Here is a 24,846-nt window from a genome sequence, read left to right on the forward strand (position 1 = left end):
GAGCCCTTCACCCATGAACATTACCCTGATAACGCCAGCACCTCCGGGCTCCAGGGCAGGAAATCGGGCAACGGCAGAGCGCTGGAGCCAGCTGCTGGAAAATGCCGGGCACCAGGTGAACATTGTCACGGAATACCATGGTGAGCCTTGTGACCTGCTCATTGCGCTGCACGCCTGGAGAAGCCACGAGGCTGTTGCGCGTTTCCGGGCCCGGCATCCGTATACCCCTTTGATTGTCGTGTTAACTGGCACCGACATTTATGACTATCAACTCCGCTTTCCTGACGTTACCCACGATTCCATGACGCAGGCCGACTGCCTTGTCGGGCTTCATCATCGGGTTGGTCAGGATATCCCCGAACGCTTTACCCGGAAGCTGACGACTGTTCTCCAGTCAGCGGACCAACCTGCGAGGGCATCAGGCCTGAAACAGGATTTTGATATCTGCGTTATCGGCCACCTCCGCGACGAAAAAGACCCCCTTCGCGCTGCGTTGGCGGCCAGACAGTTGCCAGAGGCCTCCGCCATTCGAGTGATCAATGCCGGCAAGGCCCACACAATGGAGTGGGAACAAAAAGCCCTTGCTGAACAGGAGGCAAACCCCCGTTTCCAATGGCTCGGGGAGGTGGATAAACCCGCCATCCAGGAACTGATGAGCCACTCCCGTGCGATGGTGATCAGCTCAGTGATGGAAGGGGGCGCCAATGTTGTCTCTGAGGCCTGCCGCGCGGGCCTGCCCGTCATCGCCTCGGATATCTCTGGCAATATTGGCCTGCTGGGCGACGATTACCCTGGGTATTTCCGTGTGGGTAATGACACCGATCTGGCCAGACTGTTACTGCGAGTGGAGCAATCCCCGGAATTTCTGGGGGAGCTGGAGGATCGCGTCAAGGCGTTGGCAGGCAGTTTTACCCCGCAGTCGGAGCAGGCTTCATTATTGGCAGCGATTGAAAAGGCAGTAGCCGGGCGTACCCGGCTCAATCCCTCAGAGTAATCGGCTCAATCGGGCCCGTCTCATCCTGGGGCTGTACCCGGCCAATGATCGCTGTATGCGGGTACCCCAACGATTTGAGTTCGCTGACACAGGCTTCAGCCTGATCGGCCGGCACGCTGGCCAACAGGCCACCCGCCGTCTGGGGATCGAAGATCAACGGATAGCGAGGGTGCTTCACCCACTTCTCCTGATCGCGGATACCGCGCCGCAGCCGGATGTTGGCAGGCTGCAGCGAGCTGAGAATGCCCGCTGCTGCGGTTTCTTCGGCGCCGGGCAGAATTGGAATCGCCCCCAGGTCCAGCTCTGCGTCTACGCCGGATGGCCGGGTCATTTCCACAAGATGCCCAAGCAGACCAAAACCGGTCACGTCCGTGCAGGCTTTCGAACCATAACGGCGCAGGCACTGGGCAGCTTCCTTGTTGGACTGCACCATTGACGCCAGTGCCGCATCAATCCAGCGACCCTTCGCTTCCAGTTTTGCGTGGGCGGCGAACAGGGTGCCGGTACCGATAGGTTTGGTCAGAATGAGCACATCTCCGGCCCGCAGGCCGCCTTTGCTCATAACCTCGCCGGGATCGATCAGGCCGTTGACAGCAAAGCCCAGGGCCAGTTCACGGCCTTCACCGGTATGGCCACCCACCAGGGCGCAACCTGCTTCGTTGAGCACTTCCACCGCGCCAGACATCATCTGGTAAACGACGTCTTCCACCTTGGACTCAATGCCATAGGGTACGGTCGCGACGGCCGTAGCGCTCTGGGCTTCAGCACCCATGGCAAAGACGTCACCCAGTGCGTGATTGGCCGCAACCTTGCCAAACACGTAGGGGTCATCAATAAACGCACGGAAGAAGTCGACCGTATGCACTACGGCCTTGCCCGGCGGCACCGTCAGCACAGCAGCGTCGTCCGGCGCATGCAGGCCGATCAGAATGTCATCCCGCTCGATGGGGCGCAGCTCACCCAGTGCCCGTGACAGTACCGTGCTGCCGACTTTGGCACCGCATCCGCCACACCGCATGGCAACCGCAGATATAGCCTGGGATGCTTCTTCGGCATTCTGCGCCGCACCGGTGTCGGGCAGGGCAGAATTCTCTTCCATGGCCGGAAGGTCGTTGAACTTCGCCATGAAGCGCTTATCGATCTGGTTCTTCCAGCGCCATACCCACTTGCCGGCAAAGGACATATCCCCGCGGGACGCTACGGCAAACTTGTCGCCTGTACTGATAAGTGCCAGCCATTTTTTCTGAGGGCTGAAGGGTTTGACAGCCTTGCCGAGGGCGTAGCGCTTGAGGTTGTCTGCCAGCGGGCGGCCCTGACGGACGGCAAATACGCCGGCTTTTTCACGGGGATGATTAACAACATTGGCGATATCCCCAACGGCAAAAATGTCGTCGTCGGTTTCTGTCTGCAGGGTGTCCTTTACCCGGATAAAGCCACCGTCGTCCAGGGCCAGTCCGGTATCCTCCAGCCACTGCGGGCCGCCGGCCCGGGTTACCCAGAGCACCTCATCCACCGCGTGTGAGTCACCAGATTCTGTGGTCAGGTGGCCTGCATCGACTTTCGAGACCGCCGCCCCCAGATGAACTTTTACCCCGCGGCTTGCGAGCTTGTCGGCAAAGACCGCACGCACCTTTTGATTGTGAGTGGGCAGTATCTGGCTTTCCGCATCGAAGAGGTGAAAGTGCAATTGGTCCGGGTCATGGCCCCGTTTCTCAAGTTCATTACGGAGCCGGAACTGCATGGCGAGGGTCAGCTCCACACCGCCGGCGCCGGCACCGACCACCGCTACCGACATCGGTCCTTCGTGGTTCTCCAGCCGGGAGAGCAACGACAACCAGCGGTTATTGAAACCATTGATCGGCTTGACCGGTACGGCATGCTCTTGCGCACCATCCACGTCCAGAACTCGGGGCGAAGAGCCGATGTTCACTGACAGAATGTCGTAAGGTACATCGGGCCGGGACCGACAATTGACCCGCTTGCTGTTACGGTCAATGCCAATGGCTTCGTCCCGGTAGAACCGGGCGCCGGCAAACTCGGCCAGCTTGCTCAGGTCAATATGGACGTCGTCATAGGTATAGTGCCCGGCCACGTAGCCGGGCAACATGCCGGAGTAAGGCGTATGGGTGTCTCGGCAGATGAGGGTGAGGCGGACACCCGGTACGGGATTCATGGCGAAACGCTTGAGAACCCCGACGTGGCTGTGCCCGCCGCCAACCAGGACGATGTCCCGTAATACAGGCTGCTCGGATTGTTGCATCAAATGACTTTCTTGGCCTCATCACTGAAGGTGCTGAAGCCCTTCACGTTGGAAAATGCCTGCAGTTTTTCCTGATCGGCTTCGGATGGGTTGGCAATCTGGTCAACCGAGGTGATGCCCGCTTCTTTCATTTTCCGGGCGGTGGCTGGGCCAATGCCTTTGACCTGTGTCAGATCGCTCTTGTCTTTTGGCTTTGTTGCAGCCGGTTTTCTTGCCGTGGTAGCGGCCTTTTTGGGAGCAGCTTTTGCAGCAGAAGCCGGACTTTCAGCGGTAGTGGCTGCCTTGGGCTTGGCGGCTTTTTTAGCCGTTGCTGTCTTTTTCGCCGCTTTTTTGGGCGCCGCTTTTGCAGTAGAGGAGGGTGACTTCTTGGCCGTTTTATTCGCGGCTTTCTTCGCTTCCCCTTTGGCGTCTTTGCTGGCCATGCCAAGTCGGTCCAGAACGTTGTTCTGCAACTCGTGGAACTCTCCCAGGCGGCGCTCATACTCGTCGCTGAAACGCTTCATCTCACGGTCACGAAGTTCATCCAGTTCTTTCAGCAGTTTGCGCACGGGCTCCTGAATCTGGTTCTGAAGACCGTCGAACTGCTTGAGGGCATCGTCTATCAGCTTTTCGATTCTTGATGACGTCTTGTCAAACTCTTTGTTAACTTTCTTCACAACTTTATCAACATTTTGCTTGTTGGCTTTCTTGGCCATGAGGATTGTCTCCTTACAGTGCGGTTTGTTTGGTGAGCGCTTGTGATTTCAGGCCATTTGCCGGAGCCCGGAGGAAGGCCCGGATGAACGTCTGGATTTCAGTAACTGTTTTTTTCTTACCACATCCCGGATTCGCTTGAGCTTGTCTGTCAGAGCCGGTGACGTCTGATCATTAATTTGCACGAAATCAATGGAATAGAAGAAATTGCTGCAGTGTTTTCTACGTTCGGTGACAAGGCCGGATATGCCATCGGCCCGGATGTTATCAAAAGGCATTTCCATGATCAGGTCGAGAACAACCGTATCGCCCGGGTTGAACACTTTGTCGGTTTTCATCACACAGCCAAAGTTGTCGAGCTCGAACAGAGCCGCCTCAACCCGTTCACGGCGGAACAGGCCTCGTTTGACATGAAACTGTGCAACAAGGTCCGGTAGTGCTTCGTTCATTTACAAGTAATCTCTGGTTTGTTCCGTGGAAGCGACCTGACGGTACATGGTTAAACAATAGCCACACTCGGGCTGTTTGGCAACGTGCTCAGTGTCATACGATAAATCTCTCAGACAGTTCTTCAACTGTCTGGATTATTTTGGTCCTTTTGTATCGTATTGAGCGCGTATATATCGGTGCGGCGGTCCTTCAGGTTGGTGACGGATCCTTCGTTCCGCACCAGCTTGAGTTTCTCCAGATCCATGTCCGAAAACATGATCATCTCGGTGTTCGGTGTGGTTTCTGCCATGACTGCATCGTGGGGAAAGGCAAAGTCCGATGGCGAGAACACAGAGGATTGGGCATATTGAACGTCGAGATTTTCCACCTTGGGCAGGTTACCCACACTGCCGGTGATTACCACGTAACACTCGTTTTCAATGGCCCTGGCCTGGGCGCAGTGGCGAACCCGCAGATAGCCGTTCTTGGTGTCCGTCCAGAAGGGCACAAGGATGATGTCCACTTCATCACTGGCGGCCAGACGCCCGAGTTCCGGAAACTCAATGTCGTAGCAGATCATGATGGCAACGCGGCCGGCATCTGTCTCGAACACCTGGAACTTCTCACCACCTTCGATAACCCAGTCACGCCGCTCATGGGGTGTGATGTGGATTTTTCGCTGCTCATCCACACGACCATCCCGGTGGCAAAGGTAGGACACGTTGTACACCCGGTCGTTTTCCAGCAGTGGCATGGAACCGGTGATGATATTGATGTTGTAGCTGACCGCCATTTCCGACATCTGGTTGCGGAACTGCTCGGTAAAACCGGCCAGGAAACGGATGGCACGGGTCTGGTCCATCTGGTCCGTCAGGCCCATCAATGGAGCGTTGAAGAACTCCGGAAACAGCGCAAAATCGCTTTTGTAATCCGACAGCGCATCGACGAAATACTCGACTTGCTCGAGAACCTCATCCACGGACGTGAATTCACGCATCTGCCACTGCACGGCACCCAGCCGTACCTGGGTTTTCTTGACATTCAGAACCGGCGAGGGTGGGGTGTAGAGAATGTTCCGCCACTCCAGCAGGGTCGCGTAACCCAGTGACTTCTCGTCTTCCGGCAGGTATTTGTGCATCAACCGGGTAACCTGGAAGTCATTGGACAGCTGGAAGCTCAGAATCGGGTCGTAGATGTCCTTACGATCCACCCGCTGGATGTATTCCTCGGGCGAGTCCCGGTCGGAATACTTGTGGTACCCCGGTATCCGACCGCCCGCCAGGATGGCGCGCAGGTTCATCGAGCGGCAGAGCTCCTTGCGGGCTTCGTAAAGCCTGCGCCCAAGGCGATAACCGCGATAATCAGGGTGAATAAACACGTCCAGCCCGTACAGGGAATCGCCCTTGTCGTTATGCCAGAGCTTTTCGTTACGCAGAATCAGGTCGTCGTAGGTGTGGGGATTACTGAAACGCTCATACTTGACGCAGACCGTCAACGCTATGGCGATCAGTTCGCCGGATTCCTCTATGCATATCTGGCCGTCCGGGAACTGCTCAACCAGCGCCTTGATCGTGTCTTCTGGCCAGGCACCGCCGATATCATCGTAAACCCTGTCCATCAGCTTCTGGAGCTGGGGGTAGTCATCAATGGTGAGGTTCCGAAGGTTAAGATGCAGTTCTTCATGGGCCATATACGGCGGCTCCGGTTGGATTCAGGGAAAAATACGCAGACAGGATGCGTTGACTAAAGTTCCTATTTTATCAGATCGCGCTAAAGACTTCGCAGCAAAAGCCGAAAACAAAACTATACAGAACACAGTGTGCGAAGGCGGTAGGCTCGCACTCCCTGTGTAGAATGAATCAAAAGGACCCGGATAATGAACCTGAGTTTCGGCCAGAAGTTGCTCATCGCTTTCGGAATACTGCTTGTACTGGTCATGGGGGCCTTCACCATCAGCGGAAACATGAGGCTGCAGAGCACCACGGACACCTATGTGGATGCGTTGATCGAAGATACAGTGGCCCAGAGTACGTCCAGTATCGCTGATTGGCTCAACACCCGCCTGACCATGACCGAAGCGACCGCAAAGGCACTGGAATCCGTCACTACCGATCAGGAGGCCCGGGTGATACTGGCTGCAGCCACAACCGGGGGTGGGTTTATCGACGTGTATGTCGGCCGGGATGACGGCTATATGCTGATGAAGGACGATGCCTCGGAAGCCACGCTTCCGGATGACTTCGATCCCCGTACCCGCCCCTGGTTCAAGCAGGCGAAACAGACGGGAACTGCCTCCTTCACTGAACCCTACCTGGATGCAGGCACGGGCGGAACCATCATTTCCACCCTGGCGCCGGTGAAGCGCGGCGACTATGAAGGCGTGATCGGTGGCGATATTGCACTGAAAACCATCGAGCAGGCCCTCTCTGCCATTACCCTGGCTGATACCGGCTATGCCGCGCTGATCAGTGATGACGGTACCGTTCTTTTTCACCCGGACCAGAGCCTGGTAGGCAAGGACATCAGCGGGCTGCTGGGGGAAGCACCGCAGCTTGGCGGTGACACCCACCGCTATGAGTCAGACGAAGTCAGCTGGACGGCCAGTTTTCACCCCATTGCCGATGCACGTGGCGTTGACTGGTATCTCGGCACCTTTATCAATGAAGACAAAATCAACGCGCCGGTACAGGCGGCCCGGGTGACCGGGCTGATCATTGCGGTTATTGGTCTGCTGGTATCGCTGGTTGTTCTGCATTTCGGTATACGTGTACTGATGGCCCCGGTCAGAAAGCTGAATCGCGCCATGTCGTCCATCGCCAGTGGCGAGGCCGATCTGACCAAGCGCCTGGATGATAGCGCCAGTGACGAATTCGGCACACTGGCCCGGGAGTTCAACAGCTTTGTCGAAAACATCCAGAACGTTGTCCGGGACGTTCAGCAGGGCACTGCAGAGCTTGGGGAAAACGTAGCCTCCCTGCGGGAGACCGCCAGCACAAGCCGCGGCAGTGTTGAAAAACAGCAGGCTGAAGTTGATATGGTGGCCACCGCCATCAACGAAATGTCCGCCGCGGCCGGCGAGATTGCCCAAAGCGCCCAGCAAACCGCAGACGCTGCCAACACCGCCGACTCTGACTCCCGCGATTCGCTGGAAACGGTTGCCGCATCCAGGGACGCTGTGCAGAAACTGTCCAAAGAGATCAACGCTGCCGCTGAAGTTATCGACAAGCTCGGCAAAGACGTGACCGAAATTACCTCGGTGCTGGAAGTGATTCAGGGTATTGCCGAGCAGACCAACCTGTTGGCTCTGAACGCCGCAATTGAAGCAGCAAGGGCAGGGGACGCGGGCCGCGGATTTGCGGTGGTGGCAGACGAAGTGCGTAATCTGGCCCGCCGCACCCAGGACAGCACTAAAGAAATCAACAACATGATTGAACGTCTGCAGAGTGGTGCCAACAATGCGGTTGACGTTATGAAGGCATCAACGGCTGTATCCAATGTCAGTATGGAAAAGGCCCAGGATGCCATGGAAGCGCTCAACCGGATTGCAGATGCCATTACGTCTATTAGCCAGATGACGTCCCAGATTGCGACCGCTTCAGAGGAGCAGACATCGGTCACCGAAGAGCTGAATTCGTCCATCACCCGCATTGCAGATGAGGGGCAGGAGGCTGCCAAGGCTGCCAGTGAAAACGACGTTTACAGTGGGCAGATAGAATCGATCGGAGCAGCCCTCAGCCAGAACGTTTCAAGGTTCAAAGTCTGAGCCGGCTTCGTCTGACGAAGACAGGTTATTGATGCGCCGCTGCAGATTCATGAGGGTGTGGCGGCCAATGGCCAGGGACTCCTCGGTCAGGTATGGGTTGTTCAGTACGAGCATTTTTCGCTCTCCGAGGTCCAGTGCTTTCATTGCCCTGCCGTAGAAATGGTCCAGGTACTTGCCAAAACTGCCGTCATGGATGGCCCGCTCCATGCCCAGCTGTAAACGCTGGGCGGTTTCGTGGTCACGGCGGCTGACAAAAAAGTAGGATGGCATGGGGTAGGCAATCAGCAAGTCCGGTTCGATGGCCAGATTCGTGTTGCCCTGCATCTCCAGATCAAACAGCACTTCGCTGACCCCTCGCGCGAAACACTCGAACCGATGATTCTCCAGCATCCGGAAAAGAATTTCGTACCGTGAGTGGGTAATGACCGTGACGCCATTGGCCTCGAGTATCTCGGTATCCGGCCAGTGGGTACCCTGGCCTACCCGGATTCCGGCTTTCTGCAGGTCTGAAATGCTGTTGATGCCTTCAAACATTGGCAGTGATTCCTGCAGTACCACACAGACCCTGAACCCCAGTAACCCGCCGTCAATAGGAAGGGGGATGGCACGGAGGTTGCCCTCGCGCTCATCGGATGTGGCGACATTGGCAATATCAACAAGTGTGGATGCCGGCTGTTCCAGTTCCCGGACAACCCGACCCTGTGCCATTTCAGGGCTACGGGTTATTGTGAAGGAGCCGTATTCAGGGGTTTTTTCGAACGCCAGAGAAACCAGGGCACGGATCGGAGGGCTGTCGTAGTTTCGATACCACAGGCGGTACTCGTTGTGTGGGGATACATTGGCCGCGCCGATGGAGGCGGGCCGCTCGGCAGACAATACGACACCGGCGCCGCAGCACAAATACACCAGACCCAACATCCAACCCGTACGTCCCGATTTCATCGGGCGCTGCCTCCTGCATTCATTCGCACTCTCCTTGCCCCGGCTTTCTGCGACACCAGAGCAGTTTAGGCGAATTTCCCGGACGTAACAGGAATTGCTGACCGAAATCGGCAAAAATAGTTGCGGATGCTTTCGCCGAGCTGTAATTATCTACGCCTGTTGGTCCGGCCTGCCGGAAATAGAGGTCTTCAGGAGAGAGCAAAACATGGCGTTAATCGATAATCTGATCGGAGCGACGGGACAATGGGTATCTGCGTCCGACCCGAAAGCCCGCATTACACAGCCGCTGGCCTGGCTGCGAAAAACCAGTGGCTATGCAGCTGTAAACCGGATTATCGGGCTTTCGATCCCGTTCGCGCCCCGCAATGGTTTCAGCGTAGAAGAAGTGCGGCCCGGTTTCGTAAAAGCGAAAATACGTCTGAAAGGTAACAAGAACCACTTTGGCAGCCTTTATGCCGGCGCTTATTTTCTGGTGGCTGAAATACCCGGTGGCGTGCTCACCCTGTTCGATCTGGGCCCGGCTTATACCCCGATCCTCAAAGAGATGACCCTGCAATTCCTGCAGCCGGCCAATTCGGATGTGTTTGTGGAGTTTTCGCTGGATAAAGCGACGGTTGAAGCCATCAAGGCCGAAGCAGATCAGACCGGCCGGGCTGCGTTTGCACTGGAGGGCACTCTGTACGACCAACAGGGCAATCACGTGGCAACGTCTGTTGCCCAGTACCGGGTTCGCAAGAAGGGATTCAAGGCTTCGTAATTCATCGAATCACAGGCCGTCCAGCTCCCGCAGGGCGGCCAGGAAGGTATCTCCGTATTTCTCCAGCTTTGCAGCACCCACACCGTTGATCTCGGCCATTTCAGCCAGACTGTTCGGGCGTTTTTCCAGAATCTCGAACAGCGTGGCATCGTGGAAGATCACGTAGGGCGGCACGCCTTTTTCTTCCGCCAGAGCCTTACGACAGGCCCGTAAAGCCTCCCATCCAGCCTTGTCGGTTATCTGGTCGGCAATCTTGCGACGTCCCGATGTGCCTGAGGAATTGCGACCTCCGGAGGATTTGACCACCGGGTCCTTACGCAACTGGATCGGCACTTCGCCTTTGAGCAATGGCCGGCATTCCTCTGTGAGCTGGAGCGCACCGTAACCTTCCGGATCTGCCCTGAGGTAGCCGTTGGCCACCAGTTGCCGGAACACCGATTTCCAGTCGTTGGCCGACAACTCGGTGCCTATGCCGTAGGTGGACACGGCCTGATGCCCGAACTGGAGAATGCGTTCGTTCTCTGCGCCCCGCAGAACGTCTATAAGGTAGGTAACACCAAACCGCTGTCCGGTTCTGAACACGCAGGAAAGGGCTTTCTGGACGGCAAGCTTGCCATCCCAGGTTTCCGGCGGATTCAGGCAGGTATCGCAGTTACCACAGGGTTGCTCCAGGGTATCGCCAAAATAGCGCAGAAGTACCTGGCGGCGGCAACTCGTCACCTCGCACAGGCCCAGCATGGCGTCCAGCTTCTGGCGCTCGACGCGCTTGAAATGGTCGTTACCCATGGAACCTTCAAGCATCTGGCGCAGCTTGATGACATCCTGCAGGCCGTAGACCATCCAGGCAGTCGAGGGCTTTCCGTCACGGCCGGCACGGCCGGTTTCCTGATAGTAGGCCTCCAGGCTTTTGGGCAGGTCCAGATGGGCAACAAACCGCACATCCGGCTTGTCGATCCCCATGCCGAAGGCGATGGTGGCTACGATGATCACACCGTCTTCACGCAGGAATCGCTCCTGATGCCGCGACCGGTCTCCGGCATTCAGACCGGCGTGGTAGGGCAGTGCGGTGTAGCCTTTGTCGCTGAGCATCTTCGCCGTTGCGTCTACCTTGTTGCGGGAGAGGCAATAGACGATGCCGCAGTCACCATCATGTTCTGCTTTAATAAAGTCGAGTAATTGCTTGTTAGCGTTGGTTTTAGGTGCAATGCGATACTGAATATTGGGGCGGTCGAACCCGCTGATAAAGTGGCGGGCTTCGGTCAGTGACAACCTTTCAGCAATTTCCTTGCGGGTTCGCTCATCTGCCGTGGCCGTCAGTGCGATGCGGGGTATACCGGGGAATTCATGGGCCAGGCGGCTTAATTCAAGATAGTCGGAACGGAAATCGTGGCCCCACTGGGATACGCAGTGCGCCTCATCAATTGCAAACAGGGAAATGGAGGCGTGATGCAGCAAATCCAGGGTGCGCGGCTGGATTAAGCGCTCCGGTGCGCAGTACAGCAGGTCCAGCTCCCCGGTCATCAGGGCGTTTTCGGTATCACGGGCCTGCTCGAAATCCATCGTGGAGTTCAGGAAAGCTGCCCGCACGCCCAGTTCTCTCAAGGCGGCCACCTGATCCTGCATCAATGCAATCAGCGGAGATATCACAATCGCCGTCCCGGCACGAACAAGGGCCGGCACCTGGTAACACAGTGATTTACCGCCACCGGTGGGCATCAACACCAGCGCATCACCGCCGTTGACCACCTCACGGATAATGTCACCCTGCAGTGGTCTGAAGGTCTCGTAGCCGAATATGCGATGCAGGACTTCTTCCGGGTCCTGATCTGAAACACGGGGGCGCACTGTGCTTAGTTCTGCAAAATCCATGACTTGGCCGGCGGTGTTGGTTGACGGTAAAAATGTGCCGTTCTGGCAGGCTGTGCATGATACCAGAATCCCGTCACGGAATCGGCGGAGACAAACAAACCTTTTAACGGCTACAATGCGGCTTTTTTCTGCACCCAACAAACAGGATCTCCATGCAGGAATTTGATGCCATCCGTCCCTATTCGGACGACGAAACCGGAAATGCGATCAACAAACTGGTCCGGGACCCGGGATTTCTGGATATGATTGGCCGCTTCAAATCGCCTACGCTGGCGAAATGGGCGCCTTCCATACTCCGGATATGGGTAAAACGCTGGCTGGTCAGTCACTTTGCCGGCATTGCCCGCATTGATGATCTCCAGGCCAGGCTGTCAGGCTATGTCGGCGAACTGGTGGACAACACGACTACCCGTGTCACCCACAGCGGACTGGAGAATCTGAACAAACACAGTGCCCATCTGTTTATCTCCAACCACCGGGATATCGTCTTCGACCCCATGGTGGTGAACTACCTGTTGTTTGCCAACGGCTTCAAGACCACCCGGATTGCCATTGGCGACAACCTGTTGGCCAACCGTGTTTTCGCGGAATTGATGAGGCTTAACAAAAGCTTTGTGGTGCGCCGAAATATGACCAGCCCGCGGGAAATGCGCGACGCCTATATCATGCTCTCGTCCTTTATCAATCACAGCATCGACAATAACGAAAGCATCTGGATTGCACAGCGGGAAGGCCGCGCCAAGAATGGTCTTGATTTTACAGATCCCGCCATCATCAAAATGTTCTACATGAGCAAGAAGAAAAGCGGGCTGGCATTTGGTGAGGCCATGAACCGGCTGCATATTGTTCCGGTGTCCATTGCCTATGAGTACGACCCTTGCGATGTGGACAAGGCTCGCGCACTGGAGACGCGCGCCCGGACAGGCGAGTACATCAAGCGGGAAGGAGAGGATACGGATCAGATCATGAAGGGCCTGACCGGCTTCAAAGGGCACGTGCATGTGCATTTCGGTGCCCCCATTGCTGACGCGGAAGACAACCCGAAAGATCTGGCAGCGCGGATAGACCGTGAGATGCACGCCAACTACCATCTGCATACCTCAAACCTGGTGGCGTACCAGCAAAGGGGCATTCACCCGGATTCACACGCCACCAGGGATACCGTGAGCGATGCGGTGGTAACAGCAGAGGCCTGGTCAGCGGCGGAAATCGAAGCGGCCGAAGCAGAAATGGAACGAAGGCTCGACGCGTGCGACCCGGCCATCCGCCCGTACCTGCTGGATATGTACGCCAACCCTGTAATAACGGCCCTGGAAGCACACAATGGTCAGATGAATTCATCATCAGAACATTCCTGATACCCGAGGTATTTTGTGAAAGAGCTCGAATACATTGAACTGGAAACCAGACCCAATCCGACCGCAGCGGTTATCTGGCTTCATGGCCTGGGTGCCAGTGGCCACGATTTTGAGCCGGTGGTGCCGGAACTTGGACTGCCGGAAGATGCCGCAGTTCGTTTCATCTTTCCCCACGCGCCCAATATGCCTGTGACCATTAATGGTGGCATGACCATGCCAGCCTGGTACGACATCAAGGCCATGGACATCGACCGGATAGTGGATACGAACCAGTTGATGGCGTCATCCGACGCCGTCGCCAAACTGGTGGACCGGGAAATTGAACGCGGTGTAAACAGCGAGAACATCATTATCGCTGGTTTCTCCCAGGGTGGCGCAGTGGCCTACGAACTGGGGTTGAGCTACCCGAAGCGCCTGGGTGGCATTCTGGCGTTGTCCACTTACTTTGCGACCGCGAAAACCGTTGAAATTTCCGATGCCAATCGCGGCATCCCCATCAACATCTATCATGGCACCCATGATCCGATGGTGCCGGAGTCACTCGGGAGGCTGAGCGTGGAGCAGCTTGAGGAACTCGGCTTCAAGCCCTCCTATCAGACCTTCCCCATGGAGCACAGCGTGTGCCTTGAGGAAGTACAGGATATTGGCCGTTTTATCCGCACACACGTTCTGTAACGCCTTGCCATGCAAGGGCTCAGACCCAGAGCATGGCACCCATCTCCAGGGGGTGGGTCAGTGCCTCATGGTATGGGTACATTCTTAGCCTGAGGGTCTGCAGCCCGGGGTAGGATGGCTGGACCTGCGTGGCGAAAACGGTCCGGCCGTCCGCCTCGCTTTCCTGCTCAAGGAAAAAGCTCGGGGGGCCTGGGTTTTTATGCGTTCCGGTACATTCCGGGCTGACCAGGCACTCCACGCGCACATCAGCAGCGCTCAGGCCATTGAGCCATGCTTCCACCCTGAGCTCTACAGCACCATCGTGCGGGCAACGGCACTCGACACACCCGACAACATTAATCTCGACCCCAGGCCAGGCTTCCCGAACCCTTGCTTTCCAGTCTGCAAGCCCTGCGGCCATCTCGCCGCCGTCGGCCATCAGTCGGGCCCCCTGTCTGGAAGCAGTCTGGTAATAATTGTTGACGTAATCCATCACCATCCGCTGGCTGTTGAACCTCGGGGTAATGGTTTTCATGGAAGCCTTGGAACGTTTCACCCAGCCCTTTGAATAACCTTGGGAGGCGCGCTCGTAGTATAGCGGTACCACCTCGAATTCCAGCAGATCCAGGAGGTCACGCGCTTCCTCCTGATTACGGAATTCGGCATCCAGTTCGGTATCCCTGGGCGGAATGCCCCAGCCATTCTTGCCGTCGTAACCTTCACCCCACCAACCATCCAGAACGCTCAAATTCAGCGCCCCATTCAGGGCGGCTTTCTCACCGGAGGTGCCGCTGGCTTCCTTGGGGTATTCAGGCGTATTGAGCCACACATCCACGCCGCTGAGCAGTCGCCTGGCCATGGCCTGGTCGTAGTCCTCCAGCAGGATGAGGTGCCCCATCAGGGAGGGATGCATGGACAGGTCATGAATGACCTTGATCAGATGCTGGCCCGGGTTGTCTCGGGGATGTGCCTTTCCAGCAAAGACCAGCACAACGGGGCGATCCGCGTTGGTGATAATCTGCTCCAGCCGGTCAAGATCGGAAAAAATCAGGGTAGCGCGCTTGTAAGTGGCAAACCTCCGTGCAAAACCTATTACCAGAGTGTCCTTTTCCGTGGAGACCAATGGCCGGGTCATCCGCTCTGTCACCGAATGGCCGATGCCGTTGCGTTTGTGCTGACGTTTCAGGCAGCGAACAATGAATTCACCCATCTGTTGTTTGAGTGCCTTGTGAACGCTCCAGTAGTGATAATCCGGAATCCGGTTGATAAATTCCCAGAAATCCGGGTTTCGCAGTTCGCTCTTCCAGGTAGGGGCCTGGATGTCGAACAGGCTTGACCATTCCGGCGCCAGAAAAGTAGGTACATGCACGCCATTGGTAATGTAGCCCAGCGGATTTTCCTCCGGTGGCACCTGGGGCCAGATATCGCCCTCCATCCGGGACGCCACACCGCCGTGAATCCTGCTGACACCGTTGTGGAAGCGGGAGCCGCGCAGGCCAAGGCCAGTCATGTTGAAGGTGTCGTCATCGTCCTTGGCGCCCAGGGCAAATACTTTCTCGAAGTCCAGGCCGGACTCTTCCAGGTACCGCCCCAGTTCATGGTGAACCAGGCTTCTCGGAAAGATATCGTGGCCGGCGGCTACCGGCGTATGGGTGGTAAACAGGGTTGCGCCGGCAACCGCCTCCAGGGCGGCTTCGAAGCCGAGCCCGGTCGCCATAACCTGTCGGCATCGCTCCAGTATCTGAAACGCGGCGTGGCCTTCGTTGATGTGCCAGGCTGTCGGTTTTAGCCCCAGAGCTTCAAGCACTCGTGTCCCGCCGATGCCCAGCAGCATCTCCTGACTGATCCGTGTGGTCTCGTCCCCGCCATAAAGCTGTAGTGTCAGCTCCCGGTCTTCAGGGCTGTTTTCCTCGGTGTGACTGTCCAGCAGGTACAAGCGGATATGGCCGATCCGCGCCTCCCAGACCCGCGCAACGACGTCACGGCCGGGGAAGGGCACCGAGACCTTGAGTATCTCGCCATCCTTTTCAACGGGCGTTATTGGCAGTTCGTCACTCGAATGGGACTGATACCGGGCGATCTGCTGGCCCAGGGCGTCGATGCTCTGTACGAAGTAGCCCTGTTGGTACAGCAGGCCGACGGCCACGAAGGGCAGTGCGAGGTCACTGGCGGCCTTGCAGTGATCCCCAGCGAGAATGCCAAGCCCCCCGGAGTAGATCGGAAAACTTTCGTGAAAGCCGAATTCGGCGCAGAAATAGGCCACCAGTGCCGTTTCCGGATCCAGTATTTCCGTCACCTCAGGCCCGGGGCCCGCCTCCAGATAGGCATCGTAACTGCTCAGTACCCGTCGGTATTCGGCCAGAAAAGCCCGGTCTTCCGCCGCCTCATCAAGCTGGTCCTGGGCGACCCGTCTGAGAAACAGTTTCGGGTTATGCTCAACCTTCTGCCATAGCCGCAGGTCAATCCTGGCAAACAGACTACGAACCCCGTGATCCCAGCTGTAGAACAGATCGTTGGCCAGCTCTTCAAGACGCTCAAGGACCTCGGGGATAAGTGGGTGGGCCTCAAGGCGGAATTCCGTCGCTTTATGCATATCAATTGCCTCCGGGCGGGCACACGTTCGCGCTGATCCAGCCGTTAGATGTCACGTTCTTTGAGAATGCTCTGATACAGGTCGCCGTAGCTCCGGGCGCGTTGTTTCCAGGAGTAGTCTGCTGCCATACCATTCTCCTGGAGCCGGCGCCACGACTTCCGGTTCCTGAAACTCTCCAGTGCCCGGTTTATCGTCGCCAACAGGGCCTGCTCATCGGCCTTGATGAACCGGAAACCGTTGGCTTTACCGATGCCTGCCTCCAGAGGGTCATTCACGGTGTCAGATAGCCCTCCAACGGCGTGTACCACCGGAATGGTGCCGTAGCGCAGGCTGTACATCTGGTTCAGACCGCAAGGCTCGAACCGGGAGGGCATCAGGAAAATATCGCATCCGGCGGTTATGCGGTGGGAAAGCCCTTCGTCGTAACCCAGTGTCAGGGACATCTGGCCGGGCCATTGCCGGGCCAGCCGTCTTAACGGTTCCTCATAACGCGCCTCGCCCGAGCCGAGCACTACGAACTGGCAGCCGCGACTCAGTAACTCGGGCATGACTGCAATCAGCCAATCCACGCCCTTCTGTTCCACCAGGCGGCCAATAAATCCCAGCAGGGGGCCGCCGTTGACCTCCAGGCCAAGTTCCTGTTGCAGCTGGGCCTGGCACTGGGTTTTGTTTTTAAGGTGATCGCGGCCGTAATGGAACGCAAGTTCCGGATCCTCCTCGGGGTTCCAGACGCGGGTATCAATACCATTGAGTATCCCGGTCAGCCTGTGGGCCCGGTGTCTGAGAACCCCGTCAAGACCATGACCGAATTCCGCCGACTGGATCTCCCTTGCATATTCCGGGCTGACGGTGGTAATGCGATCGCTGAAAACAAGGCCACCTTTAATAAAGGACAGCTGGCCGTAAAATTCCAGCTGGTCCCAGCGCCAGAGTGAATCGGGCAAACCCAGGGCCCGAAAGGTTTCGTGTGAGAAAATGCCCTGATAAGCGAGGTTGTGGATGGTGAATACCGTGCCCGGCCGATGGGGGTAATGCTCGAGAAATACCGGAATCAGCCCTGCCTGCCAGTCGTTGCAGTGCACCAGGTCCGGCCGCCAGTTCACCCCGGCTTCGCCAACGGCCATCATGGCACCGACCCGGCCAAACAGCTCGAACCGATGGGCGTTGTCCCACCAGTCCTGGCCGTTTTCATTTTGATAGGGGTTGCCGGGGCGGTCGAACAATGGCGGGCAGTCCACCAGCCAGAGCGTGACCGCCGTTCCCGGAAGCCGGGTCTGCCACAGGCTGACTTCGTATTGCCCGATCCGGAAGCGGGTTTTCCTGCGAGAACCCGCTTCTCTGGCAGCTTTGATAGCGGCCGGATAACCCGGCAAAAGAATATGGACATCGTATCCAAGCTTACAGAGTGCTTCGGGCAGGCTGGCAGACACATCTGCAAGTCCGCCAGTTTTCACCAGTGGGTAGACTTCACTGGTGGCGAACAGAACCCGGGTCATACCGCCGGCCTCAGAATGATCGCGCCCAGTGGTGGCAAGGTCAGCTCCAGCGACCAGTTCCGGTTCATCCAGGGCTTTTCGTCCGCAGGCATGGGCAAGGGGTTGCCCAGGTTGCTGCCACCGTAATACTCGGAATCGGAACTGAAAATCTCCTGCCAGGTGCCACCCTGAGGCAGCCCTATGCGGTAATGGTGCCGTGGCATCGGCGTGAAATTGACCACAATGACCGAGGTTTCACCCTTGGCTGTGCGCAGAAAGCTGATCACGGACTGGGGCGAGTCATGGCAATCAATCCAGTCAAACCCTTCTGGCCGGAAACACTCACCGTGTAGTGATACCTCTCGACGGTAAAGGCCGTTCAGGTCCTGCACCAGACGCTTGAGACCCTGATGTTCCGGATAGGCCAGCAATGACCAATCAAGCTCCCTGGATTCGCTCCATTCCCGGCGCTGGCCGAATTCGCCGCCCATGAACAGCAGCTTGGCGCCGGGGTAGCTGTACATGTAGGTAAGCAACAAGCGTAATGAAGCGCGCTGCTGCCACTCGTCCCCGGTCATTTTATTGATCAGGCTGCTTTTACCGTGCACGACCTCGTCGTGGGACAGTGGTAGCAGAAAATTCTCTGTAAACGCATAGACCAGGCCAAAGGTCAGTTTGTCGTGGTGGTATTGACGGAACACAGGATCCTGCTGCAGGTAATCCAGGGTGTCGTGCATCCAGCCCATGTTCCATTTCAGGTTAAAGCCAAGGCCGCCAATTTCCGGCGGGCGGGTAACCCGCGGCCAGGAGGTGGATTCCTCAGCGCATACCAGGGTTCCCGGAAACCGGCTCTGGCAGACACGGTTCAGTTCGCGCAAAAACTCGATTGCCTCGAGATTCTCATGGCCGCCATGGACGTTCGGCAGCCACTCGCCTTCCTTGCGGGAATAGTTGAGGTAGAGCATTGAGGCCACGGCATCCACTCGTAATCCATCAATATGAAAGGCATCCAGCCAGAACAGGGCACTGCCGATGAGAAAGTTCCTGACTTCATGCCGGCCGTAGTTGTAGATCAGTGTTCCCCAGTCCTGGTGCCGGCCCTGGCGCGGGTCTTCATGCTCGTACAGGGCACTGCCATCGAACAGCGCGAGAGCGTGCTCGTCGGTGGGGAAGTGCCCCGGAACCCAGTCCAGAATCACGCCAAGGTTGTTCCGGTGGCACTGGTCAACCAGATAGCGCATGTCATCCGGTGTGCCAAAGCGACTCGTAGGCGCGTAGTAACCGGTGGTCTGATATCCCCAGGATTCGTCCAGCGGGTGCTCGGTGACCGGCAACAGCTCAATGTGAGTGAAGCCCAGTTCGACCGCGTAAGGAATCAGCTGGTCGGCAAGCTCGCGATAGGTCAGCCATCGTCCGGAGCCGTGATGGCGCCAGGAAGCAGCGTGAACTTCGTAAATTGAAATGGGGGAGTCCTGCCAGTTCCATTGGGCACGCCGGGCCAGCCAGTCGCCATCACCCCAGCGGAAATGGCCGCGTTCGGTCACAATCGCTGCGGTAGCGGGCCTCAATTCGAAGGCCTGGCCGTAGGGATCGGTTTTTAACAGCTGACGGCCGTCCTCGGTAGTAATGGAGAACTTGTAAAGGGTCCCGGTACTGATGCCCGGGATAAAACAGGACCAGACACCCGTGCTGTCATGCAGGCTCATCGGGTGGGTGCCGGAATCCCAGTGATTGAACTCTCCGACGACGCTGACTGCCTGGGCGTGTGGGGCCCAGACCGCAAATCTTACGCCTTCAACCCCACGGCTTTTGCAAACATGGGCGCCCAGTACGTTATAGATGTGCCAATGCCGGCCTTCGGCAAACAGATGGAGGTCGAACTCGCTGAGCGTTGGGCTGTCCATAGACCTTGCTTTCCCCTGACCAGGTGGAACTCCATTGGACGTTACAGAGCCTGTTTTAAAAATGACTCACAGCAATTTTACGTCATAATTCCGTGATAGTGTTCTAATATCATCACAGGCGTCAAATACATGGCAGAGCCTTGCGTTTCGAGTGCAACTCATGCGCGCGGTTTTTTTCAGGGAAGCAGCTATGCATACGGCCAAACGTTTCGTCAGTCGTCTTACTCGTCAAACTCTTGCGCTGGTACTTGCCGGAGGTCGGGGTTCACGTCTCCACGACCTCACCAAGTGGCGTGCCAAGCCGGCAGTCCCTTTTGGCGGCAAGTTCCGGATCATCGATTTTCCACTCTCGAACTGCATCAATTCCGGCATCGGCCAGGTCGGGGTAGTCACCCAGTACAAATCTCATTCCCTGATTCGGCACATTCAGCGGGGCTGGGGATTTCTTCGCGGTGAGCTTGATGAATTTGTTGAACTGTTACCGGCACAACAGCGCATCGAAACCTCCTGGTACGAGGGCACCGCAGATGCGGTTCTGCAAAACCTCGACATCATCCGCAGCCATAAGCCGGAATATGTCCTGATTCTCGCTGGCGACCATATCTACAAGATGGACTATGGCACCATGCTGGCCGCCCATGTCGAAAACGACGCCGATATCACCGTCGGCTGTATTGAAGTCCCTATTGCTGAGGCCTCGGCGTTCGGAGTCATGTCCGTAGACGACGAGCTCAGAATCACCGAGTTCATTGAAAAGCCGGAGAACCCGAAACCCATGCCCGGCCAACCCGGTAAGGCACTGGCTTCGATGGGTATCTATGTGTTCAGCACCCAGGTGCTGTTCGATGAACTGATGCGCGATCACGAGATGGCCGGCGACACTTCCCACGATTTTGGTAAGGATATTATTCCCTCAGTGATCAGGCGTCTGCGGGTGGTGGCATTCCCATTCCGCGACCCGGTGCATAACAAGCCTGCCTACTGGCGGGATGTAGGTACCATTGATGCGCTCTGGCAAGCCAATCTGGAACTGATCGGCATCAGCCCCGAACTGAATCTCTACGATTCCCACTGGCCGATATGGACCTACCAGGAACAGTTACCTCCCGCCAAGTTCATATTTGATGACGAAAATCGCCGGGGAATGGCGGTGGATTCGATGGTCGCAGGCGGCTGCATTGTTTCCGGTGCCGTTGTGAAACATTCTCTGCTTTTCTCACAGGTTAGAGTGCATTCTTACAGTGATATCTTAGATTCGGTAATCTACCCGGACGTGGACGTTGGTCGCCACTGCCACATCCGTAATGCCCTGATTGATCGTGGCTGCCGCATTCCGGAAGGTACACGCATCGGTTTCGATGAAGCAGAAGACCGAAAGCGGTTTCACGTTTCTCCAAAAGGTATTGTGCTGATCACGCCCGAGATGCTCGGGCAGGATTACCCCCATGGCCTCTGATACCCGAACTCCGGTCGTGCTGTGCTGGCACATGCACCAGCCATCCTATCAGGACATGCATACAGGTCAGTTTCTGTTTCCCTGGGTGTACCTGCACACCATCAAGGATTACAGCGACATGGCTGCGCACCTGGAACATGAGCCTGAGGCAAGGGCAGTGGTCAACTTTGCGCCGATCCTGCTTGAGCAGATCGAAACCTACCTGATTCAGATTGAGCGATGGCGCCATGGTGCGGGGGGCATCGGTGACCCACTGTTGGCCGCTCTGGTCGCAGAGGAACTGCCGCAGCCAGGTACGCCCGCCTTTCTGGGACTGATGGAGAAATGCCTGCGCGCCAATGCCGACCGGATTATCGGGCGCTACCCGGCTTTCACGCAACTGGCAGAGCTGGCCGATGTCTACCGGGAAAAACCGGAATTGCAGAGGTACATCTCCGGCCGGTTCCTGTCGGACCTGCTGGTCTGGTATCACCTGGGCTGGATGGGTGAAACCATCCGCCGTGACAACCATTGCATTCAGAGCCTTCAGGAGAAAGGCTATAACTTCACCATGGACGACCGCAGGGCCCTGCTGGATGTGATTTTCGATGTATTGTCCGGCATTGGGCCAAGATACCGCCGCCTGGCCGAAAAAGGACAGGTAGAGCTCTCCATGAGCCCCTATACACACGCGATGCTGCCGTTGCTGCTGGAACTGGAATCGGCCCGGGAAGCAATGCCGGAGATCATCTTACCCGTTCACAAAGATTACCCTGGCGGAAGCGAACGCACTGGCTGGCAGCTGCAACAGGCAAAAGCGGTTTTCCAGCGATTTTTCGGCATTGAACCCGACGGTTGCTGGGCTTCCGAAGGAGGCTTGAGTCAAGCCACCCTGGATCTGCTTGGTGAATACAACTTCCGCTGGACCGCCAGCGGTGATTCCGTGGTCCACAATAGCCTCAATCTGGCCAGGGAACAGAACCCCGAGCTGCCAGATACGGGCATCCATCAGCCATACGCCTTCGGTGAATCCCCGGTGACGGTGTTCTTTCGGGACGATGGTCTGTCTGACCTGATCGGCTTTAACTACGCGGACTGGCATGCCGAGGATGCGGTTGGCGACCTGGTGCATCACATGGAGAACATCACCCGGCAGGCCAGGGGCCACTCCAGCCCGGTTATCTCCGTCATTATGGATGGCGAAAACGCCTGGGAATACTACCCGGAGAACGGCTTTCATTTTCTGAATGAGTTGTACCGGGTACTTGCGCACCACCCGCAGCTGAAACTGACCACCTACAGCGATCTGATCGGGCACACGGTATCCGAACCGATCCGCTTGCCTCACCTGGTGGCCGGAAGCTGGATTTACGGCACCTTCTCCACCTGGATTGGAGACCCGGATAAAAACCGCGCCTGGGACCTGCTCTGTGAGGCCAAGATCCATTACGACCGGGTGATGGATAGCGGTGGCCTCAATGCAGAGCAGAAAGAGTCCGCGAGAAAACAGCTGGCCATCTGCGAGGGCTCAGACTGGTTCTGGTGGTTCGGGGATTATAACCCGGCCCAGATTGTCAGCGATTTCGAGCACCTGTACCGCCGGCATCTGGTCAACCTTTACGAGATGATTGGTTTTCCGGCACCGCCGTCCGTATTCCAGCAGCTGAGCCAGGGCAGCGGAGAACCGGCGCGCGGCGGGGCCATGCGGCCCGGGCACGAAGCGGATAAACCGGCATGACTTCCAGCAGCACCGAGGATCTATTCAGTACCCGCCGGGCCGGCGTTTTGTTACACCCGACCTGTCTGCCAGGTGCCTGGGGCGTGCTCGGTGCAAGCGCCCGCACCTTTGTCGATTTTCTCGCGGACAGCGGCCTGAGCATCTGGCAAACACTGCCTATCGGGCCAACGCACCCGGATCTCTCTCCCTACCAGTCCCTCAGTGCCCACGCTGGCAATCCGCACTTTATTGACCTGTCTGAACTTGTGGACGATGGCCTGCTGACTGAGGAGGAACTGGTGCTGCCAGCTACCCTTACCCGGCACCAGCTGTTTGTCCTGGCAGCACAACGTTTCTTTAACAATGAAGGGAAGGGGGTCAACGGGTTTGACCTGGCTGGCTACCAACGTTTCCGCGAAACCAATGGTTACTGGCTGGACGATTTCTGCCTTTTTTGTGGCATTCGCGAAGTCCAGTCGTCTCAGAGCTGGCTTCAGTGGCCGGAACCCCTGAGAGACCGTGATGTCGGCGCGCTGCAGGACTTTATTGACCAAAGCCAGTCCCGGCTTGCCAGGCTCCGCTTCGAGCAGTTTCTGTTCCACCACCAATGGCAGTCCCTGCGGGGCTATGCCCGACGAAGAGGCGTATTGCTGTTTGGCGACATCCCCATTTTCGTGGCCCACGACAGTGCCGACGTCTGGGCCAACCGGCGCCTGTTCAAGCTTGATGACCGAGGCGAGCCCACGGTGATCGCCGGGGTTCCCCCGGATTATTTCTCTCCCGAAGGTCAGCACTGGGGAAATCCACTTTATAACTGGGAAGCCATGGCCCTGGAAGGCTACCGGTGGTGGTTACAGCGGCTTGAAAGCCAGCGCCAGCTGTTCGATCTGATTCGCATCGATCACTTCCGTGGACTACAGGCCTACTGGGAGATCCCGGCAAAGACACCGGAACCGCGGTTCGGATACTGGGTGCCCGGGCCGGCCGAACACTTCCTTCAAGCCTGTTTCAACCGTTTTCCGGATTTGCCGTTGGTTGCCGAGAACCTGGGCATTATCAGCGATGATGTGGAACAGCTGCGTAAACGGTTCCAGTTGCCGGGGATGACGGTCATGCAATTTGGCTTTGACGGCAGCGCAGATAACCCGCACCTGTTGCACAATCACCACCCACGGGATCTTGTTTACACAGGAACCCACGATAATGACACCACGCTTGGCTGGTACCAGAGCCTTGATGATCACACGCGGCGCTACGTTAATGCGTACCTGAGCGTCTCGGGCGACGACATGCCCTGGCCGGTGATAGAAGCCGCTTTCCGGTCCGTCTGCTCGCTGGCTATTGTTCCCATGCAGGATTTTCTGGGGCTGGGAACAGAGGCCAGATTCAACACACCGGGAACCGTAGTAAACAACTGGATATGGCAGCTGGAGTGGAAACTTTGCAGCCAGGGCCTGTCAAACAGAATTGGTGAATTGGTGCAGCGGCATCGCCGCTTGCCGTGAAGTCTGGTCGTTTTTTGACCAACATCAAATAGGTGTAAGCAATACTCCGCTATAAGTAACAGGCAGTTTCAACAATCAGCGTTCTTTATGAGTCACTCGGGGGGGAACATGGAACACAGACTCAGTAAACGCATACATGGAAAGCTAGGCCTGCTGGTTTACAAACGTGGAATGCCCGTGGCGACCGGTCAAATCCGGGATGCGTCAAGACGAGGGCTTTTCATTGCCACAGACTACACCGACGTTCAATTGAACCAGACTCTGGAGCTCGAATTCCGCTTTCCGGACAAACATGAAAAGCAGTTTCGCCGGCTTACGGCCCATGTTGTCCGCAAGTCAGACAAGGGCATCGGTGTCGATTTCGAGGGGGTTGAAAACGACAGCTTCACCGTATCGTCACTCATTCAATGGTTGAACAAACACCATAGGCCGGTGAACTACTTTCCCGTTCGTCAGCAAGCCTACTGACACATCAAGGAGAAGAGGTCCATGGACAGA

The 24,846-nt window shown here is 56.9% G+C and carries 18 protein-coding genes; 9 read left to right on the forward strand and 9 right to left on the reverse strand.

Annotated elements, in window-relative coordinates; translation table 11 throughout:
* Positions 1 to 13 precede the first annotated feature (13 nt).
* Positions 14 to 994, forward strand: coding sequence for a selenoneine biosynthesis selenosugar synthase SenB (senB, locus tag QPL94_RS12765; RefSeq protein WP_285357758.1), 981 nt, complete (start codon positions 14 to 16; stop codon positions 992 to 994).
* On the opposite strand, the gene selD is transcribed toward senB, so the two are convergent.
* The 4 genes from selD to QPL94_RS12785 all read right to left on the reverse strand — a co-directional run bounded on the left by selD (position 978) and on the right by QPL94_RS12785 (position 6,066).
* On the reverse strand, positions 978 to 3,254 hold the full coding sequence (gene selD, locus QPL94_RS12770; protein WP_285357760.1) for a selenide, water dikinase SelD: 2,277 nt from the start codon (positions 3,252 to 3,254) through the stop codon (positions 978 to 980). The genes senB and selD overlap by 17 nt on opposite strands.
* A complete protein-coding gene (locus QPL94_RS12775; RefSeq protein ID WP_285357761.1) occupies positions 3,254 to 3,949 on the reverse strand; it encodes a helix-hairpin-helix domain-containing protein in 696 nt (231 codons plus the stop codon). Before QPL94_RS12775 ends, selD begins: the two co-directional genes overlap by 1 nt.
* A gap of 48 nt (positions 3,950 to 3,997) precedes the next feature.
* A complete protein-coding gene (locus QPL94_RS12780; protein WP_137434458.1) occupies positions 3,998 to 4,396 on the reverse strand; it encodes a hypothetical protein in 399 nt (132 codons plus the stop codon).
* Between the two features lie 122 nt (positions 4,397 to 4,518).
* Complete coding sequence (locus QPL94_RS12785; protein ID WP_285357762.1) at positions 4,519 to 6,066, reverse strand: bifunctional GNAT family N-acetyltransferase/carbon-nitrogen hydrolase family protein; 1,548 nt, start codon at positions 6,064 to 6,066, stop codon at positions 4,519 to 4,521.
* A gap of 186 nt (positions 6,067 to 6,252) precedes the next feature.
* Between QPL94_RS12785 and QPL94_RS12790 the strand changes: the two genes are divergently transcribed.
* Positions 6,253 to 8,139 carry a methyl-accepting chemotaxis protein gene (locus QPL94_RS12790; protein ID WP_285357763.1) on the forward strand — a complete coding sequence of 629 codons (1,887 nt, stop codon included), beginning with the start codon at positions 6,253 to 6,255 and terminating at the stop codon, positions 8,137 to 8,139.
* On the opposite strand, the gene QPL94_RS12795 is transcribed toward QPL94_RS12790, so the two are convergent.
* Positions 8,122 to 9,081: a hypothetical protein gene (locus tag QPL94_RS12795; RefSeq protein ID WP_285357764.1), complete on the reverse strand. Its 960-nt coding sequence runs from the start codon at positions 9,079 to 9,081 to the stop codon at positions 8,122 to 8,124. The two genes, QPL94_RS12790 and QPL94_RS12795, sit on opposite strands and share 18 nt — an antisense overlap.
* A 205-nt stretch (positions 9,082 to 9,286) precedes the next feature.
* Here QPL94_RS12795 and QPL94_RS12800 point away from each other — a divergent pair, with 205 nt between their 5' ends.
* Positions 9,287 to 9,838, forward strand: a complete 552-nt coding sequence (locus tag QPL94_RS12800) for a PaaI family thioesterase (protein ID WP_285357765.1) — start codon at positions 9,287 to 9,289, stop codon at positions 9,836 to 9,838.
* 9 nt (positions 9,839 to 9,847) lie between these two features.
* Here QPL94_RS12800 and recQ read toward each other — a convergent pair whose 3' ends face one another.
* Positions 9,848 to 11,707, reverse strand: a complete 1,860-nt coding sequence (recQ, locus tag QPL94_RS12805) for a DNA helicase RecQ (RefSeq protein ID WP_285357766.1) — start codon at positions 11,705 to 11,707, stop codon at positions 9,848 to 9,850.
* Between the two features lie 152 nt (positions 11,708 to 11,859).
* Here recQ and QPL94_RS12810 point away from each other — a divergent pair, with 152 nt between their 5' ends.
* Positions 11,860 to 13,065, forward strand: coding sequence for a 1-acyl-sn-glycerol-3-phosphate acyltransferase (locus QPL94_RS12810; RefSeq protein ID WP_285357767.1), 1,206 nt, complete (start codon positions 11,860 to 11,862; stop codon positions 13,063 to 13,065).
* Between the two features lie 15 nt (positions 13,066 to 13,080).
* Positions 13,081 to 13,740, forward strand: coding sequence for an alpha/beta hydrolase (locus QPL94_RS12815; RefSeq protein WP_285357769.1), 660 nt, complete (start codon positions 13,081 to 13,083; stop codon positions 13,738 to 13,740).
* A gap of 19 nt (positions 13,741 to 13,759) precedes the next feature.
* Here the strand turns inward: QPL94_RS12815 and glgP are convergent, their stop codons facing one another.
* Genes glgP through glgB form a run of 3 tightly spaced genes read right to left on the reverse strand, consistent with a single transcriptional unit; the run spans position 13,760 to position 19,691 of the window.
* Positions 13,760 to 16,312: an alpha-glucan family phosphorylase gene (gene glgP, locus QPL94_RS12820; RefSeq protein ID WP_285357770.1), complete on the reverse strand. Its 2,553-nt coding sequence runs from the start codon at positions 16,310 to 16,312 to the stop codon at positions 13,760 to 13,762.
* Between the two features lie 44 nt (positions 16,313 to 16,356).
* The gene (glgA, locus tag QPL94_RS12825) at positions 16,357 to 17,808 is read right to left on the reverse strand and encodes a glycogen synthase GlgA (protein WP_285357771.1); all 1,452 of its coding nucleotides are present in this window, start codon (positions 17,806 to 17,808) and stop codon (positions 16,357 to 16,359) included.
* Complete coding sequence (gene glgB, locus QPL94_RS12830; RefSeq protein WP_285357772.1) at positions 17,805 to 19,691, reverse strand: 1,4-alpha-glucan branching protein GlgB; 1,887 nt, start codon at positions 19,689 to 19,691, stop codon at positions 17,805 to 17,807. Before glgB ends, glgA begins: the two co-directional genes overlap by 4 nt.
* Before the next feature lie 190 nt (positions 19,692 to 19,881).
* Between glgB and glgC the strand changes: the two genes are divergently transcribed.
* From glgC to QPL94_RS12850, 4 genes are all read left to right on the forward strand, one after another.
* Positions 19,882 to 21,147 (forward strand): glucose-1-phosphate adenylyltransferase, encoded by a 1,266-nt coding sequence (gene glgC, locus QPL94_RS12835; protein ID WP_285357773.1) that lies wholly within the window; start codon positions 19,882 to 19,884, stop codon positions 21,145 to 21,147.
* A complete protein-coding gene (locus tag QPL94_RS12840; RefSeq protein WP_285357775.1) occupies positions 21,137 to 22,864 on the forward strand; it encodes a glycoside hydrolase family 57 protein in 1,728 nt (575 codons plus the stop codon). The genes glgC and QPL94_RS12840 overlap by 11 nt, the downstream gene beginning before the upstream one ends.
* A complete protein-coding gene (gene malQ, locus QPL94_RS12845; protein ID WP_285357777.1) occupies positions 22,861 to 24,348 on the forward strand; it encodes a 4-alpha-glucanotransferase in 1,488 nt (495 codons plus the stop codon). The genes QPL94_RS12840 and malQ overlap by 4 nt, the downstream gene beginning before the upstream one ends.
* Positions 24,349 to 24,456: 108 nt before the next feature.
* Positions 24,457 to 24,816, forward strand: coding sequence for a PilZ domain-containing protein (locus QPL94_RS12850; protein ID WP_285357779.1), 360 nt, complete (start codon positions 24,457 to 24,459; stop codon positions 24,814 to 24,816).
* Positions 24,817 to 24,846: the final 30 nt, after the last annotated feature.

The sequence above is a fragment of the Marinobacter sp. SS13-12 genome, from assembly GCF_030227115.1.
Lineage (GTDB): Bacteria > Pseudomonadota > Gammaproteobacteria > Pseudomonadales > Oleiphilaceae > Marinobacter.